This is a genomic window from Ciceribacter sp. T2.26MG-112.2, from assembly GCF_900492205.1.
GTDB lineage: Bacteria > Pseudomonadota > Alphaproteobacteria > Rhizobiales > Rhizobiaceae > Allorhizobium > Allorhizobium naphthalenivorans_A.
Map to the genome: position 1 here is coordinate 95710 of NZ_UEYQ01000001.1, position 16396 is coordinate 112105.

Here is a 16396-nt window from a genome sequence, read left to right on the forward strand (position 1 = left end):
TTCCATATTGGCAAGCGAATGCAATAATGCGAAATGTCAACCGGATTCCTCCCCCGCTTATCCGGGCAGGCCAACCCGAACAGGCTTCACTTATGTTGAATCGCGTGGACCATGGTGCGACGACCGCTGGCGGCCGGCCAGAGGGCGATGCCTATCGCCTGGCCGTCAGCCATTCCGCCCGGGTCAAGCGCTTGAAGGTCCTTTTGCCTGTCGTCGCCTTACTCATCTCGCTCGCCTTCGTCGGCGTCTCGGTGGTCAGGGCCTATCTGCCGGAGAACCTGCAGATCGCCTCGGCGAAGATCGAGAATGGCAAGGTGGTGATGGAGAAGCCGGCGATCGCCGGGCGCAACGAAGACGGCATCAGCTATTCGATGCGGGCCGAGCGTGCGCTCCAGGACATCAAGAACCCGAACATCATCGCGCTCGAGACCATCGCCGCGGCAGTGCCGCTGAACGAGAAGATCATCGCCCGGGTCGAGGCGTTGAGCGGGGTGTTCGACCGCTCCTCCGATCTTCTCGACATGGACAAGCCCTTCACCATCAAGCTCTCGACCGGCCTCGAGGCCAGCTTCCAGTCCGCCCATCTCGACATCAAGGGCGGCAAGATGGAGACGAGCGATCCCGTCGCCATCAAGGCAGAAGAAGCGTCGATTGTTGCGCAGTCGCTCAAGATAACGGATAAGGGACGCATCATCACTTTTCAGGGCGCCGTTCGGGTAAACATCGAACCGTCCGCCATCCGCAAAACAGGCAATTGAGAGCCGGGCCCGTCATGAATTTCGAACGCCGTACATCGTCCTTCAAGACTGGCCTCCTGGTCGCAACCGGTCTTGCCTTCCTGGCCTGCTCGCCGGCCGCGTTGGCCCAGGCGACAAAGAGCAATCTGAATGGCCTCAAGCTGTCGAACGACCAGCCGATCCAGATCGAAAGCGATGCGCTGGAGATCCGCGAGCAGGAAAAGACCGCGCTGTTTTCCGGCAATGTCAAGGTCGTGCAGGGCACGACGACGCTGCAGTCGGGCAACATGACCGTGCACTACCGCGGCGAGGGCACCAGCGTCACCAACGGCAATGCCGACATCGAGAAGATCGACGTCACCGACAAGGTGTTCCTGTCTTCCGGAACGCAGCAGGCGACGGCGGACAAGGGCACCTTCAATCTCGACGCCCAGGTCTTCGTGCTGGAAGGCGACCGGGTGGTGCTGTCGGAAGGCCAGAACGTCTTCGTCGGCTGCAAGCTGACGGTGCAGATGAATTCGGGAGAAGCGAAGCTCGACAGCTGTGGCGGCCGCGTGCAGATCCAGCTCGATCCCAAGTCCCAGAAGAAGAACTAGTATCGGCCACAACGTGAAAATTCCCGTCGTCTCAGACCTGATCGGCGCCAATCGCGCGCCGCAGCCCAATCCTGCGGAAGTGCGTCTCGACAAGACGCGCTATGAGGGGACGCTGATCGCCCACGGTCTGACGAAAAGCTACAATACCCGTCGCGTGGTCAACGGCGTATCGCTGGTCGTGCGCCGCGGCGAAGCCGTCGGCCTGCTCGGCCCGAACGGTGCCGGCAAGACGACCTGTTTCTACATGATCACCGGCCTCGTGCCGGTCGATGCCGGCACGATCGCCATCAACGGCAACGAAGTCACCGGCATGCCGATGTATCGGCGCGCGCGCCTCGGCGTCGGCTACCTGCCGCAGGAAGCCTCGATCTTTCGCGGCCTGACGGTCGAGGACAACATCCGGGCGGTGCTCGAACTTCACGAGAGCGACGGCAAGAAGCGCGATGCCAAGCTCGACGAACTGCTACACGAATTCCACATCGAGAAATTGCGCAAGTCTCCGGCGGTGGCGCTGTCAGGTGGTGAACGCCGGCGGCTCGAAATCGCCCGGGCACTGGCCACCGATCCGACCTTCATGCTGCTCGACGAGCCGTTTGCCGGCGTCGATCCGATTTCGGTATCCGACATTCAGAACCTCGTCCGCCACCTGACGGCGCGCGGCATCGGCGTGCTGATCACCGATCACAATGTCCGCGAAACGCTCGGACTGATCGACCGCGCCTACATCATCCACGCCGGCGAGGTGCTGACGCACGGGCGGGCCAACGACATCGTCAACAACCCGGATGTGCGCCGTCTCTACCTCGGCGACAAGTTCAGCCTCTGACCCCTACTTAAGAAATACGCCGGCACCCCACGGTTCGGCTTGACCAAACCTCGCAAAAAAGCAATTTTTGGGCCAAGTGGATTACAACGGAAAGTCCCGCGCCACAGAGCGGGATTTCAAGGCTGTATAGGGGAGTTTCGCGTCCGCCATGGCGTTGTCGGCAAACCTGTTCCTGCGCCAGAACCAGTCGCTGGTGATGACACCGCAACTGATGCAATCCATCCAGTTGCTGCAGATGACTCATCTCGAACTGATGAATTTCATCGCGCAGGAGGTGGAAAAGAACCCTTTGCTCGAAATGGCGGCGGAGGGTGGCGAACAATTGGGCGAGCCGCGGACCGGCGGCAATGACGACGCTCCTTCAGCCAACCAGCACGAGAACAGCGCGAGCGACGAGCACGCCGAGCCAAGTCCCTCTCTCGACAGCGAATGGTACGAACCCGGGCATGGCGACAGGCTCGATGACCGTCTTGATGCCAATTTCGAAACGGCGCTTTCCGACGAGGGAACGGCGACGCGCGCCGATGCGCCGGAATTGCTCGGCCAATGGAAATCCATGCCCGGCGGCGGATCGGGCGAAGGGGAAGGCTATGACCTCGATGATTTCGTCGCCGGCCAGATCAGCATCCGCGACCACCTCAATCAGCAAATTCCCTTTGCGCTGTCCAAGCCCGGCGATCGGCTGATTGCCGCGATCCTCATGGATCATCTCGACGAAGCCGGCTATCTGCGCGCCGATATCGACGAGATAGCCGCGCGGCTCGGCGAAACGGCAGAACATTTGTCGACCGTCCTGGAAACGCTCCAGGATCTTGATCCGCCCGGCATATTTGCCCGCTCGCTCAGCGAGTGCCTCTCCATCCAGCTGAAACAACGCAATCGCCTCGATCCGGCGATGAAGTCGCTGGTCGACAATCTCGAACTGCTCGGCAAACGCGATTTCTCCAGCCTCAAGAGGCTCTGCGGTGTGGATGAGGAGGATCTCATCGACATGCTGGCCGAGATCCGCAAGCTCAACCCGAAGCCGGGCAGCGGCTTCGAGAACAGCATCCTTGAATCGGTGATTCCCGACATCGTCGTGCGCCCGGCGTCGGACGGCAGCTGGCGTGTCGAACTCAATCCGGACGCCCTGCCCCGCGTGCTGATCAACCAGAATTATGTGACGGCCGTCGGCAAGGGCAGCAAGGCCTCCGACAAGGACCAGGCTTTCCTGTCGGAATGCCTGCAGAACGCAAACTGGTTGACGCGGAGCCTGGACCAGCGGGCCCGCACGATCGTCAAGGTGGCGAGCGAGATCGTCCGCCAGCAGGACGCCTTCCTGCTTCACGGCGTCGACCAGTTGCGGCCGCTCAACCTCAAGACGGTCGCCGACGCGATCAAGATGCACGAATCGACGGTCAGCCGGGTGACGTCGAACAAATACATGCTGACGCCGCGCGGGCTGTTCGAGCTCAAATACTTCTTCAGCGTTTCGATCGGCTCGGCGGAGGGCGGCGACAATCATTCGGCCGAGGCGGTGCGCCATCGCATCCGCGCGATGATCGCCCAGGAAAGCTGCGATGCCGTGCTGTCGGACGACGATATCGTGCACACGCTGAAATCCTCCGGGGTGGATCTGGCGCGCCGCACCGTGGCGAAATATCGCGAGGCGATGAATATTCCGTCCTCGGTCCAGCGTCGCCGCGAGAAGCGCGCGATCGCCAAGGTCGCGGCAATTTAGGATTGCGAAATCACCGCCCAGGTTGAGGAAAGGTTAAGAAGGCGTTGACTTTTACAGGTGGCAGGGCTAGAAGCCCGCCCCGATCGACAGAGGTTCAGACGTTCCGACTTATCCCCAAATCTACGCTCGGCACACAGGAAACGAACCGACATTAGCGCTTGAAAAGCTTGGATGCGGAAGGGGCTTGGCGTAAGCTGATCGATGCCAACCAATGATAAGAAGGGAAACGCCATGAGTGTTCGTGTATCCGGCAAACATATGGAAATCGGCGATGCTTTCCGGCAGAAGATCGGTGAGCGGGTCGAAGACGCCGTCACGAAGTACTTCGACGGAGGCTATTCGGGCCAGGTTACCGTGACGAAGTCGGCAGCGGCCGCAGCGCCGTTCGTCGCCGATTGCATGGTGCACCTCGACGCTGGTGCCAACCTGCAGGCCACCGGCTCGGCCAACGACCCGCAGATCGCCTTTGACATTGCCGCGGACCGCATCGAGAAACGCCTGCGCCGTTACAAGCGCAAGCTCAAGGACCACCATCCGAACAACCAGGCGAGCCCGGCTGTCGAGATCGCCTACACGGTCATGGATGCGGTTCCGGACGAACACGACGAAGTGCCGGAGGACTACGCGCCGACGATCGTTGCCGAAAGCACCAAGAAGCTGCGCACGATGTCGGTTGCCAATGCCGTCATGGCACTCGACATGACGGATGAGCCGATCCTGTTGTTCCGCACGCCGGGCACGCAGGAAGTGAACATCGTCTACCGCCGTCACGACGGCAATATCGGATGGATTGATCCCGCCAACATCAGGGGCTGACCAGCCCCACGGCAAGCGGCGGTTCGCCGCCGCCTGCCTCATCCTTGTCTCGGCGGCATGAAGGATTTTGAAATGGCCTTGGCAGATTTGCTGCAACAAGATGCGGTCGTTCCCGCGCTTCGGGTGAATTCCAAGAAGCAACTCCTGCAGGAACTGGCGGCCAAAGCCTCGAAACTGACAGGCATTTCCGAGCGGGAAATCTTCGACGTCATCCTGCAGCGCGAGCGGCTCGGCTCAACCGGCGTTGGAAACGGCATTGCCATTCCGCACGGCAAGCTCAGCCGCATCCATGCCATCACCGGCATTTTCGCCCGGCTGGAAACCCCGGTCGACTTCGAGGCGCTGGACGACCAGCCGGTCGATCTGGTGTTTCTGCTGCTCGCGCCCGAAGGCGCCGGCGCCGATCACCTGAAGGCGCTGTCGCGCATCGCCCGCGTGCTGCGCGACCAGGACCTGGTGGCCAAGCTCCGCGCAACCGATTCCGCGTCCGCCATCTATGCCTTCCTCAACGAGGAACAGGCGTCGAACGCCGCCTGAGCGCCGAAGACGACCTCATGAAAAAAGCGCCCGACGGGCGCTTTTTTTGTTTGAATGCAAAAGAGCCGCAGCTCAGCCATTCTTGACGTCCGCTGCATCGCCGTTGCCTTCGGCCTTCGGGCCGCCCTTGGCGACGCCGACCATGGCCGGGCGCAGTACCCGGTCGCCGATCGCATAGCCGGCCTGGACCACCTGCACCACGGTATTGTTGGGCACATCGGCATTGGGGATTTCGAACATGGCCTGGTGGAAGTTCGGGTCGAACTTCTGGCCTTCCGCGTCGATCTTGCGAACGCCGTGGCGCTCGAGCGTCGAAAGCATGCCACGCTCGGTCATCTCGACCCCCTCGACCAGAGCGGAAAGCCCGGTATCAGCAGCGGCGCGGGCTTCGTCCGGAAGGGCTTCGAGGGCGCGGCGCAGATTGTCCGAGACCGACAGCATGTCACGGGCAAACGCCGTGACGGCATAGGCCTTGGCGTCTTTCAGCTCGCGCTCCGTGCGGCGACGCAGGTTGTCCATTTCCGCGGCCAGGCGCAGGAAGCGATCACGCAGTTCGGCATTTTCCGCCCTCAGCGTCTCGATCGGGTCAACCTCCGCGTCCGTGCCGGGGGTTGCGGCGTCCTGCGCGGCATCGGCCGCGGCGGTCTCAGCCGCTGTGTCAGGGCCGTTGTTGTTGGCTTCGTCGGTCATGACGTCCTCCGAGTGACAGTGTTTGCAATTCGTGCCCGATATCAGGGTTTAAGGTGGAAAAATCAAGGTTCTGGCGAAAGAAGTGTCGCGCCCGATCCGCTACAGCCCCGAACGCGCCAACCGCGCCATCAACTGGGCCGTGTAGTCGACCATCGGCACGATGCGGGAATAGTTGAGCCTTGTCGGGCCGATGACGCCGACCGCGCCGACGATCTTGTCCTCACCGTCGCGATAGGGCGCGACGATGAGCGACGAGCCCGACAGCGAGAACAGCTTGTTTTCCGAACCGATGAAAATCCTGACGCCCGGACCGCTTTCGGCGAGATTGAGGATCTCGATCAGGCTTTCCTTGCGCTCCAGGTCGTCGAACAACAGCCGCAGGCGATCCACGTCTTCCGAGCCGGCAAGACCTTCGAGCAGATTGGCACGGCCACGCACGATCAGCCGCGTCGGTTTCTCCTCGTCGCTGCCGCCCGACCACACGGCAAGGCCGCGCTCCACCAGGTCCTGCGACAGGGTGTCGAGTTCACCCGCCACCTGCTGCTTCAGCTTCACCAGTTGCGTCCGCAGTTCGGGAAGCGTCTGCCCGGCCAGGTTGGCGTTGAGAAAGTTTGCGGCTTCCGTCAGTTGCGAGGCGGTGATGCCCACCGGCAGGTCGATGATCCGGTTCTCGATCTGATTGTGCTCGCCGACCAGAACCGCGAGCGCCTTGGTCGGCTCCAGGCGGATGAATTCGACATGCTTGAGGATCGGGTCGTTCTTGGAGGATATGACCAGGCCCGCGCCACGCGACAGCCCCGACAGCATGCGGCTGGCCTCGGTCAGCAGACTGTCCATCGGCTGGGCGGGACCGGGCGGGCGCATCTGCCGCTCGATGCTGCCGCGCTCCTCCTCTGACAGGTCGCCGACCTGCATGAAGGCATCGACGAAGAAGCGCAGTCCCTGCTGGGTCGGCAGACGGCCGGCGCTGATATGCGGGGAATAGATCAGCCCCAGATCCTCGAGATCGGCCATGACATTGCGCACCGATGCCGGCGACAGCGACATGGGCAGCAGGCGGGAAAGATTGCGCGATCCGAGCGGATCGCCCGACTCAAGATAGGTTTCGACGATACGCCGAAAAACTTCCCTGGAGCGCTCGTCCAGCGAAGCGGTCACGTCCTTCGACGGTGACTTCGGTGATTTCATTCGTCGCGCAGGCGTTGTTGGTCTGTCATTGCCCTGAAATATAGTCACTCTGGCAGCGATCACCAATGGGGAATTTCGCCAAGTTCCGCCGGAATTGGCCGGCATCATGGTTTTTCTTTGCAAATCACAACCACGGACCGTAGAAGGCCTCTAACGATCTCAGGAGTGGGCAATGCGGCCATCAGGCAGAAAAACCGACCAAATGCGCAAGGTGTCCTTCGAGCGCAATTTTTCCAAGCACGCGGAGGGTTCCTGCCTCGTCAAGTTCGGCGACACGCATGTGCTTTGCACCGCAAGCCTTGAGGAAAAGACCCCGCCGTGGCTGCGCAACAGTGGCAAGGGCTGGGTCACGGCCGAATACGGCATGCTGCCGCGCGCCACCGGCGACCGGATGAGGCGCGAAGCCGCAGCCGGCAAGCAGGGTGGGCGCACCCAGGAAATCCAGCGGCTGATCGGCCGCTCGCTGCGGGCCATCGTTGATCTCGAAGCGCTCGGCGAACGCCAGATTACCCTTGACTGCGACGTCATCCAGGCCGATGGCGGAACCCGCACGGCATCGATCACCGGCGCGTGGATCGCCCTTCACGACTGCCTGAAGTGGATGGAAGCCCGCAACATGGTCAAGGTCGAGAAGGTCCTCAAAGACCATGTCGCAGCCATTTCCTGCGGCATCTTCGCCAACCAGCCGGTCATCGATCTCGACTATCTGGAAGATTCGGCGGCCGAGACCGATGCCAACTTCGTCATGACCGGCTCGGGCGCGATCGTCGAGGTGCAGGGGACTGCGGAAGGCGTGCCGTTCTCGGAAGAGGAATTCCTGACGCTGATGCGGCTTGCCCGCGGCGGCATTGGCGAACTCGTCGAGATGCAGAAGCAGGCCCTGCTCTAGACGCGAAAGACCAGAGGACCGGGAGACGTGACGCAGCCCTTGGAAGGTATCCTGGAGACAGCGCTCTACGCCGCTGACCTCGATGCGGCGGAAGCCTTCTACGGCGGCGTGCTCGGCCTGGAAAAGGTGACCCGGCAGGCAAACCGGCACCTGTTCTACCGCTGCGGCCCCGGCATCCTCTTGATCTTCAACCCGGCCGAGACGGCAAAGCCCGTCCCGGCCGGTGCCCTGCCAGTGCCGAGCCATGGGGCGACCGGACCCGGCCATGTCTGCTTCCGCGTGCGCGGCGAACAGATAGAGGGGCTCGTCGAGCGGCTGCAGGCGGCGGGCGTGCAGGTGGAATCGGACTTCTGCTGGCCGAACGGAGCGCGCTCCATCTACTTCCGCGATCCGGCCGGCAACAGCCTGGAATGCGCAGAGCCCAGGCTCTGGAACCTCGAATAGGATTTGACCGCATGCGCAAGCTCGACACCCGCACCATCGTGGTTGCCAGCCACAATGCCGGCAAGATCGCCGAGATCGCCGACCTGATCGGTCCGTTCGGGTTTTCGGCCAAGTCGGCCGCCGAACTGAAGTTTGCCGAACCCGACGAGACCGGCACGACCTTTGAGGAAAATGCCGCGATCAAGGCGCTCGCCTCCGCTCGCGCTTCGGGCATGCCGGCGCTGTCGGACGATTCCGGCCTGGTCGTCGATGCGCTCGACGGGGCGCCCGGCGTCTACACGGCCAACTGGGCCGAGCGCGAGGACGGCAGCCGCGACTTTGCCATGGCGATGGAGAAGGTCGAAAAGGCCCTTGCCGAACGTGGCGCCACGACGCCTGCACAGCGCAGCGGGCGGTTTGTCAGCGTGCTCTGCCTCGCCTGGCCCGACGGTCACACGGAAATGTTCCGCGGCGAGGTGGAAGGCACGATCGTCTGGCCGCCGCGCGGCACCAAGGGTTTTGGCTATGACCCGGTGTTCCAGCCTGAGGGTTTCGACACCACCTTCGGCGAGATGACGTCGGAACAGAAGCATGGCTGGAAACCCGGCGATGCGGAAGCACTGTCCCACCGGGCCCGCGCCTTCAAGCTGTTCGTCGAAACCTGCCTGGAGGCCTGAACCGCCGATGTCAGAGGCCCCGCCGCTTCTCCTGCCCGATACCGGCGAACCGGGCTTCGGCATTTACGTGCATTGGCCGTTCTGCGCGGCCAAATGCCCGTATTGCGATTTCAACAGCCATGTCCGCCATCAGCCGGTCGACCAGCCGCGTTTCGTCTCCGCCTTCCTGCGCGAGATGGAGGAGATGCGGCGATTGAGCGGCCCCAAGACCGTCACCAGCATCTTTCTCGGCGGCGGCACGCCCTCGCTGATGGATCCGTCGACCGTCGGCGCGATCCTCGATGGCATTGCCCGCCAGTGGCACGTGCCCGACGGCATCGAGATCACCATGGAGGCCAATCCGTCGAGCGTCGAGGCGACCCGCTTTCGCGGCTATCGCGCAGCCGGCGTCAACCGCGCCTCGCTCGGCGTGCAGGCGCTCAACGATCCGGACCTGAAATTCCTCGGCCGCCTGCACGACGTCGAGGATGCCTTGAAGGCGATCCGGCTGGCGCGCGAGATCTTTCCGCGCATGTCCTTCGACCTGATCTATGCCCGGCCGCACCAGACGGTCGAGGCCTGGGAAAAGGAATTGCGCCAGGCGATCTCCTATGCCGTCGACCATCTGTCGCTCTACCAGCTGACGATCGAGGAAGGTACGGCCTTCTACGGCCTGCACAAGGCCGGCAAGGTCATCGTGCCGGACGAGGAGCAGGCAGCCCTGCTCTATGAGGCGACGCAGGAGATCACGGCAAGCGAAGGGCTTCCGGCCTATGAGGTCTCCAACCATGCCCGCCCGGGGGCGGAAAGCCGGCACAACCTGACCTATTGGCGCTATGGCGACTATGCCGGCATCGGCCCCGGTGCGCATGGCCGGCTGACGCGCGGCCGCGACAAGCTCGCGACCGCCACCGAACGCAATCCGGAAGGATGGCTCGCTGCTGTCGAGCGCGACGGCCACGGCATGATCGAACAGGAATTGCTGGGTTCGGACGAGCAGGCCGACGAACTGCTGTTGATGGGGCTTCGGCTGCGCGAGGGTGTGGACCTGGCCCGCTGGCAACAACTTTCCGGCCGCGATCCCGATCCGGCGCGCGAGCAGACTTTACTGGAACACGGCTTTATCGAGCGGCTCGGCAATTCGCGGCTGCGCTGTACGCCGAAGGGGATGCTGATCCTCGACGCGGTCGTGGCCGATCTCGCCTGCTGAGAAGGCTTAAAACAAGGAGAAGGACGCCATGCCGGTCGACGCAGCCTTTGCCCGCCGCGACATGGCCGTCCTCTACGACAGCTTCAATGCTCACGGCGCCGATGGCGACTTCTATCTGAGCCTGGCTCGTAGCCCCTGCCGCATCCTCGACCTTGGCTGCGGCACCGGTTCCCTCGCGCTGCGGCTCGCCGATCTCGGTCACGCCGTCACCGGCCTCGATCCCGCGCCCGGCATGCTCGACGTCGCCCGCCAGAAGGACAAGGCCGGCACGGTGTGCTGGATTGCCGCGGACGCCCGTGACTTTGCACTTGGCGAGGCCTTCGACCTGATCATCATGACCGGCCATGTCTTCCAAGTCTTCCACGACGATGCCGAAACGCTTGCCGTCCTGTCCAGCGCGTGCAGGCACCTTGCGGAGGGCGGTCGGCTCGTCTTCGAGAGCCGTAATCCGCCGGCGCGGGCGTGGGAAGGCTGGATAGAAGAGCGAACGTGCGAACGGACCGATGTGCCGGGCATCGGACCGGTCGAGGTCTACTATCAGGTGCGGGACGCATGGGGAGATTTCGTCCGCTTCGACGCCGTCTTCACCCTGCTCAAGACCGGCGAGCGCCGGATCAGCGAGAGCACGTTGCGGTTTCCGGACCGGAATACCATCGCCCAACTGCTCAAGGCAGCCAGCTTCTCCTCGGTCAAATGGCTCGGAGACTGGGACGGAACGCCGCTTGCTCCGCACAGCCCCGAAATCATCGTGATTGCCGAAGCCTGAGACGGCCGTCGGAGACGACCCCCTCGGTCAGCCTTGCGTCCAGACATGCAGCCACTCGGTCGGCTCGCCGTCATAGCCGCCGCCGGACGCCGTCTCTATCCGCGGCGTGGCAAAGCCAGCCAGACGATAGGTCTCGGTCAGCCACTCCTGGGAGGGGCGATTGTAGTAGCGACCGAAGCGATCCGCCCCCTCGTCCACGCCGGCCTTGAAGCTCGCGTAAAAGAGGCCACCCTCGCGCAGAGCGCGGCGGATGCGAAGAAGGACATCAGGAAGTTCGGCGCGAGGTACATGCAAAAGACAGGCATTGGCCCAGACGCCGTCATAGGCCGCCACCTCGTCCAGATCGGAAAAGCGCATCACCCGCACGGGACGGCCAAGCTTCGCCTCCGCCTGATGCGCCATGGCAGCCGATCCGTCCGTCGGCGTGACGGCAAAACCGCGTTCGATCAGCCATGCGCTGTCCCCTCCCGCGCCGCAGCCGAGCTCCAGGATCGTGCCGCCCGACGGTAGAAGGTTCGCGAAAGCCGTTAACCGTTCAACCGGTGGCTGCCGCTGCCTCGCCGCATAGGTCTCCGCATTCTCGTCATAGAAGGCGATCGGCTTGTCCGTTGAAGTGCGCAAGTCGTGGCTCCGCGATTGGCCGCAACGAAGAAGGCCGGCGTTTCCGCCGGCCCCCGTTCCTCATGCGTTATTCTCGTTGATCAGCCGCTTCAGCAGTTCGATCTCGTGGCTGAGCTTGGTATCCTCGCCGACCAGTTCCTCGATCTTGCGCACCGCGTGCAGCACGGTGGTGTGATCGCGCCCGCCGAAACGGCGGCCGATTTCCGGGAAGGAGCGCGGCGTCAGCGTCTTGGCGAGATACATGGCGATCTGGCGCGGCTTGACGATGACGCGGGTACGGCGGTTCGACACCAGTTCCTGGCGCGAGACATTGTAGTGGCGTGCGACGATGCGCTGGATGTCCTCGATACGGACGCGCTTCTGCTCGGACGCCCCGACCAGGTGGGCGAGCAGTTCGTCGACCCGCTCGACCGACAGGTTCGGTTCGAAGGAACGGCGGAAGATCAGCTGATTGAAGGCGCCTTCCAGGTCACGGCCGCTGCTCACCACGCTGCGAGCGACATGCGAGAGGATTTCCAGCGGAATGTCGAGCGAAGCATCGTCCTTCTTGGCGGCATCCAGCCGGCTCTTCAGCATTTCGAGACGCATCTCGTAATCCGGCGCCTCCATTTCGATGGCAACGCCGCCCTGCAGGCGCGAGCGCACCCGCGGGTCGAGCGATTCCAGCTCCCAAGGGGCCCGGTCGGCGGCAACGACAACCTGCTTGGCGCTGTCGAGCAGCATGTTGAGAAGGTGGCAGAACTCGTGCTGGATCATCTTGCCCTGCAGGAACTGCATGTCGTCGATGATCAACAGGTCGATGTGGCGCAGCGAGTCCTTGAGCGTCAGGGCATCGTTGTCGCGGATGGCGGTGGCAAAGCGCCACATGAAATATTCGGCCGTCAGATAGACGACGCGCGGTGCGCGCGGGCTGTGGACGGCGGCATTGGCGATCGCCTGCAGCAGATGGGTCTTGCCCAGGCCGACGGAGGAATGGATGAACAGCGGATTGAAGCGCACGGCGCCGGCGCCGGCTTCGGCAATGGTCTTGGCTGCGGCCAGCGCCACCCGGTTGGACGCGCCTTCGACATAGCCTTCAAAGGTATAACGGCTGTCGAGCGGCGATCCGAAGAGCGGGCCGTTGGGCGTGCTGCGGGTCGCCGCCGCATGGCCGGCGGATGCGGCGAACTGACCGATCGGCTGGGCCGAAGGCTTGCGGGCCGGTGCGGCGGGCGCCGCATCTGCGGCCGGGCGCTCGTCGGCCGCCGGAGCCTTCTGGTTGCGGCTTGCGCTGCGCACCAGGATCTCGACCTTCAGAATGGCCGGATCTTCCTGCTGGAAAATGCTGGTGATCAGGTCGAGGTACCGGTTGTTGATCCACGACTTCAGAAAGGTCGTCGGCACCGTGAGGCGCACCAGGCTCTTCGAGGCGGAATGCAGCTTCAGACGACCGAACCAGCTGGCATAGACGTCCGCACCAACCTGTGCCTTCAGCCGCTGGCTGAAGCGCTCGAACATCACATCATGCTTCATCTCGGAACCGTCCCCCGCCGTGTCGGAGCATGCGACGCCAAGCGCCGCTTGTGCTTGGTCCCCGTTAACCAGCGCACCGGCCGTCACTGTATTCATCTGCATTTTGCCGCCTTTTCACTTCTCTGTCGCACCGGGCGCCGAGCGTCCGATGTTCAATCTGGTCCCCGTGCGGTGTGACAGCCCGCGCCCTGGACAGGACGCCGACGCACACCTTGTTCGCCTGGCGACCCCGGAAAGGGATCCCCATGCGAAATGGATGCAGCTACCTTGCGGTGGCGCGCATCCCGCGCAGATACCGGCTGATCCTTCATCCTCGACATGAACGATCGCGGCCGGGAGCTGCGCTCCTCTTCCGTTTCCTTGCGTCGACTGATCACCGACGTTTTCGACAAAATCCGCCATTGCGGAAATCGTGAGATTCCCGGCGCACGGCCAACAGTGTCTGAAGAAACGGAATAGGAAAATCCCGCCCCAAGTGACGATAGGTGGCCCTGACACGCAATTTGCCAGTTCAGAACACCCCCGGAGGTCAACTCCGCGCCCCTTGTTGGAAGGCATTAAGGCAGGATCAAAAGTGAAGATCAACTGTGATTTTTACGCAAAATTAAGCCGCGGCCATTGACTCGCCCGCCCTCTTCAGACTGTCACAATTGCCGTCTGGAGAATCGCTTTTGAATCAAGGAGATTCAAAAAAGGACGGGGATGGGACGCGGAAAATCGCGCGAAAATAAAAATTCGCTTGACTCGAAACCGCAACCACCTGCCGTTAAGTGATGCTGGAGGCAGACGACATTCCTCCAGCAACTAATTGATTTTATTGTATTTTTTCTGTCACTCAGATGACACCCAATTGTTAAACTGGCTGACACCCGGGTCGGGATTTCGAGAATGCAGAAAAAGCCCGGCTTCTCAGCCAGGCTCTTTCAAATGTGACAAAAATTGGGCGGAAATTAGACCGCCAGCGCCTTTACGCGGCTCGCGAGACGCGAGATCTTGCGCGAAGCGGTGTTGGCGTGAACCACACCCTTGCTGGCTGCACGCTGCAGTTCCGGCTGTGCGGCCTGCAGGGCGTCCTTGGCGAGAGCGGCATCACCCGAGGCGATGGCTTCTTCAACCTTGCGGATGAAGCCGCGAACGCGGGAACGGCGAGCCTTGTTGACTGCGGTACGGCGAGCGATCTTGCGAGTCGCCTTCTTCGCCGAAGTGGTATTGGCCATGGATGCCTCTCTTCGAATTCAAACCAAACTCCGCCATCGCCGCGTCGGGTCGTTGCGACCTGCCATTCCAGCAATTCGGGAGCTATTCTCGGAAAAGCCATCAGCTTTCCCAACCGTGGGCGGGCATATAGCCCGAAAGCGCGGGGCCGTCAACGCGCAATTTCAAGGAAATCGCGCGTTACTGTCCCCTTTAGCGGTTCTTGAACACCGGCTTGCGCTTCTCGGTAAAGGCCGCCATGCCTTCCTTCTGATCTTCCGTGGCAAACAGCGAATGGAAAAGGCGGCGCTCGAATCGCAGCCCCTCGCTCAGCGTCTGCTCGAAAGCCCGGCTGACCGTCTCCTTGACCATGCCGACGGCGGTCTGCGAGAAGCCGGCGATCTTCTCGGCGGCGGCGACCGCCTCCTCCAGCAGGCGCTCCTGGTCCACCACCCGCGCGACCAGTCCGGCGCTCTCGGCCTCGTGGGCGTCCATCAGCCGGCCGGTCAGGCACAGGTCCATCGCCTTGGCCTTGCCGACCGCCCGGGTCAGGCGCTGCGTGCCGCCCATGCCGGGAATGACGCCGAGGGTGATCTCCGGCTGGCCGAACTTCGCCGTCTTGGCGGCAATGATGAAGTCGCACATCATGGCAAGCTCGCAGCCGCCGCCGAGCGCAAAGCCGGATACGGCGGCGATCATCGGCTTGCGGAAGCCTGCGACATCGTCCCAGCCGCTGAACAGATCGGCCCGATAGGCATCGACGAATTCGAGCGACTGCATCTCCTTGATATCGGCGCCGGCGGCAAAGGCCTTCTCCGAGCCGGTCAGCACGACGGCGCCGATGCCGTCATCCGCCTGCAGTTCGCCGAGCAGCTGGCGCATTTCGGCCAGCACGGTCGAATTGAGCGCATTCAGCGCCTGCGGCCGGTTGAGCGTGATGATCGCCACGCGGCCGCGGGTCTCCAGCAGGAGGGTTTCATAGGTCATCGGTATCTCCCGTTTCTTCTTAGAGTCTATTTCTGGCAGTGGTGACAATAGAATGACGAACGTCCACCCTGCACGATCCGCTCGACCCTACCGCCGCAGCCGGGCGTCCGGCAAGCTTCGCCCTCGCGGTCGTAGACGCAGAAGCTGTGCTGGAAGTAGCCGAGCGTCCCGTCGGTCTGGATATGGTCGCGCAGTGACGAGCCGCCCGCCTCGATCGCGTCGGCGATCACCGCGCGGATCGCTTCGGTCAGCGACTGCAGCTCCTTCTTCGGCCGGCCGGTCGCCGTCACCAAGGTCGCGGCCGCGCGCTTCGGCGACAGATGCGACCGCCAGAGCGCTTCACACACATAGATATTGCCAAGCCCGGCGATGACTTTCTGGTCGAGCAGGGCCGCCTTCAGCGGTTGCTGCTTGCCGGCAAAACGGCCGGCGAGATAGGCGGCATCGAGGGTATTGCCGAGAGGCTCCGGTCCTAACTCGCGAAAGGCGGGATAGGCATCGAGATCGTTACGCAGCGCCAGATCCATGAAGCCGAAACGGCGTGGGTCGTTATAGATGACGCGCGCCGGCCCCCTGCCCTGCGACTGCTCCAGATGAAAGATGACGTGATCGTGCTTTTCGTCCTTTGAACGGGCATGGTGGAAATCGCCCGGCTGGTCGGACCTTTCCCCTTCCTCGATGCGGAAAGATCCGGACATGCCGAGATGGGCGACCACCGTCGTTCCATCGTCGAGATCGATCAGCAGGTACTTGGCGCGCCGCGCGAGACCGATGATCTGCCGGCCGGTCAGCCGTGCGACGAAATTGCGCGGCAGAGGAAAGCGCAGGTCAGGGCGACGCAGCTCGACCCGTTGCATCACCGCCCCTTCCATGGTCGGCGAAAGCCCTCTTTTGACCGTCTCGACCTCTGGCAATTCCGGCATGGCATCCCATCTTTCCGTTTGAACGGCGCCTGAAACGTCTGTAGACCAGCGCGACAGCGCGTTTGCCGGCACAGGCCCGAGATAGCGCGCCAGAGGCGATTTCGC

At 62.9% G+C, this 16396-nt stretch carries 18 protein-coding genes; 11 read left to right on the forward strand and 7 right to left on the reverse strand.

What is annotated here, in order from left to right; all coding sequences use genetic code 11:
• Nucleotides 1-92 precede the first annotated feature (92 nt).
• The 6 genes from lptC to ptsN all read left to right on the forward strand — a co-directional run bounded on the left by lptC (nt 93) and on the right by ptsN (nt 5232).
• Entirely contained in the window at nt 93-758 is a 666-nt protein-coding gene (gene lptC, locus DYZ14_RS00470) for an LPS export ABC transporter periplasmic protein LptC (protein WP_154718851.1), read from the forward strand.
• Nucleotides 759-772: 14 nt separating this feature from the next.
• The gene (locus DYZ14_RS00475; protein ID WP_154718852.1) at nt 773-1333 is read left to right on the forward strand and encodes an LptA/OstA family protein; all 561 of its coding nucleotides are present in this window, start codon (nt 773-775) and stop codon (nt 1331-1333) included.
• 40 nt (nt 1334-1373) lie between these two features.
• Nucleotides 1374-2159 carry an LPS export ABC transporter ATP-binding protein gene (lptB, locus tag DYZ14_RS00480; protein ID WP_181903933.1) on the forward strand — a complete coding sequence of 262 codons (786 nt, stop codon included), beginning with the start codon at nt 1374-1376 and terminating at the stop codon, nt 2157-2159.
• Nucleotides 2160-2307: 148 nt separating this feature from the next.
• Nucleotides 2308-3879 (forward strand): RNA polymerase factor sigma-54, encoded by a 1572-nt coding sequence (rpoN, locus tag DYZ14_RS00485; protein WP_154718853.1) that lies wholly within the window; start codon nt 2308-2310, stop codon nt 3877-3879.
• A gap of 231 nt (nt 3880-4110) precedes the next feature.
• Nucleotides 4111-4695: a ribosome hibernation-promoting factor, HPF/YfiA family gene (hpf, locus tag DYZ14_RS00490; RefSeq protein ID WP_115668662.1), complete on the forward strand. Its 585-nt coding sequence runs from the start codon at nt 4111-4113 to the stop codon at nt 4693-4695.
• A gap of 72 nt (nt 4696-4767) precedes the next feature.
• On the forward strand, nt 4768-5232 hold the full coding sequence (gene ptsN, locus DYZ14_RS00495; protein WP_115668663.1) for a PTS IIA-like nitrogen regulatory protein PtsN: 465 nt from the start codon (nt 4768-4770) through the stop codon (nt 5230-5232).
• Between the two features lie 72 nt (nt 5233-5304).
• On the opposite strand, the gene grpE is transcribed toward ptsN, so the two are convergent.
• Together grpE and hrcA are read right to left on the reverse strand one after the other, a co-directional pair.
• Nucleotides 5305-5922 carry a nucleotide exchange factor GrpE gene (gene grpE / locus DYZ14_RS00500; RefSeq protein WP_154718854.1) on the reverse strand — a complete coding sequence of 206 codons (618 nt, stop codon included), beginning with the start codon at nt 5920-5922 and terminating at the stop codon, nt 5305-5307.
• A 99-nt stretch (nt 5923-6021) separates the two neighbouring features.
• Nucleotides 6022-7110, reverse strand: a complete 1089-nt coding sequence (gene hrcA / locus DYZ14_RS00505; protein ID WP_154718855.1) for a heat-inducible transcriptional repressor HrcA — start codon at nt 7108-7110, stop codon at nt 6022-6024.
• 172 nt (nt 7111-7282) lie between these two features.
• Here hrcA and rph point away from each other — a divergent pair, with 172 nt between their 5' ends.
• Genes rph through DYZ14_RS00530 form a run of 5 tightly spaced genes read left to right on the forward strand, consistent with a single transcriptional unit; the run spans nt 7283 to nt 11054 of the window.
• Nucleotides 7283-7999 carry a ribonuclease PH gene (rph, locus tag DYZ14_RS00510; RefSeq protein ID WP_154718856.1) on the forward strand — a complete coding sequence of 239 codons (717 nt, stop codon included), beginning with the start codon at nt 7283-7285 and terminating at the stop codon, nt 7997-7999.
• 27 nt (nt 8000-8026) lie between these two features.
• Nucleotides 8027-8443, forward strand: coding sequence for a VOC family protein (locus DYZ14_RS00515; protein WP_154718857.1), 417 nt, complete (start codon nt 8027-8029; stop codon nt 8441-8443).
• An 11-nt stretch (nt 8444-8454) separates the two neighbouring features.
• A complete protein-coding gene (rdgB, locus tag DYZ14_RS00520) occupies nt 8455-9099 on the forward strand; it encodes an RdgB/HAM1 family non-canonical purine NTP pyrophosphatase (RefSeq protein ID WP_154718858.1) in 645 nt (214 codons plus the stop codon).
• Between the two features lie 7 nt (nt 9100-9106).
• On the forward strand, nt 9107-10288 hold the full coding sequence (gene hemW / locus DYZ14_RS00525; RefSeq protein ID WP_154718859.1) for a radical SAM family heme chaperone HemW: 1182 nt from the start codon (nt 9107-9109) through the stop codon (nt 10286-10288).
• A gap of 28 nt (nt 10289-10316) precedes the next feature.
• Nucleotides 10317-11054: a class I SAM-dependent methyltransferase gene (locus DYZ14_RS00530; protein WP_154718860.1), complete on the forward strand. Its 738-nt coding sequence runs from the start codon at nt 10317-10319 to the stop codon at nt 11052-11054.
• Nucleotides 11055-11081: 27 nt separating this feature from the next.
• Here DYZ14_RS00530 and DYZ14_RS00535 read toward each other — a convergent pair whose 3' ends face one another.
• The 5 genes from DYZ14_RS00535 to mutM form a co-directional block, all read right to left on the reverse strand.
• Nucleotides 11082-11675: a class I SAM-dependent methyltransferase gene (locus DYZ14_RS00535; protein ID WP_195949768.1), complete on the reverse strand. Its 594-nt coding sequence runs from the start codon at nt 11673-11675 to the stop codon at nt 11082-11084.
• Nucleotides 11676-11735: 60 nt separating this feature from the next.
• The gene (gene dnaA, locus DYZ14_RS00540) at nt 11736-13289 is read right to left on the reverse strand and encodes a chromosomal replication initiator protein DnaA (RefSeq protein ID WP_154718861.1); all 1554 of its coding nucleotides are present in this window, start codon (nt 13287-13289) and stop codon (nt 11736-11738) included.
• Between the two features lie 848 nt (nt 13290-14137).
• The gene (gene rpsT, locus DYZ14_RS00545) at nt 14138-14404 is read right to left on the reverse strand and encodes a 30S ribosomal protein S20 (protein WP_115668673.1); all 267 of its coding nucleotides are present in this window, start codon (nt 14402-14404) and stop codon (nt 14138-14140) included.
• A 190-nt stretch (nt 14405-14594) separates the two neighbouring features.
• On the reverse strand, nt 14595-15368 hold the full coding sequence (locus tag DYZ14_RS00550) for an enoyl-CoA hydratase (RefSeq protein ID WP_154718862.1): 774 nt from the start codon (nt 15366-15368) through the stop codon (nt 14595-14597).
• A gap of 26 nt (nt 15369-15394) precedes the next feature.
• Nucleotides 15395-16291, reverse strand: a complete 897-nt coding sequence (gene mutM, locus DYZ14_RS00555; protein WP_154718863.1) for a bifunctional DNA-formamidopyrimidine glycosylase/DNA-(apurinic or apyrimidinic site) lyase — start codon at nt 16289-16291, stop codon at nt 15395-15397.
• Between the last annotated feature and the right edge of the window lie 105 nt (nt 16292-16396).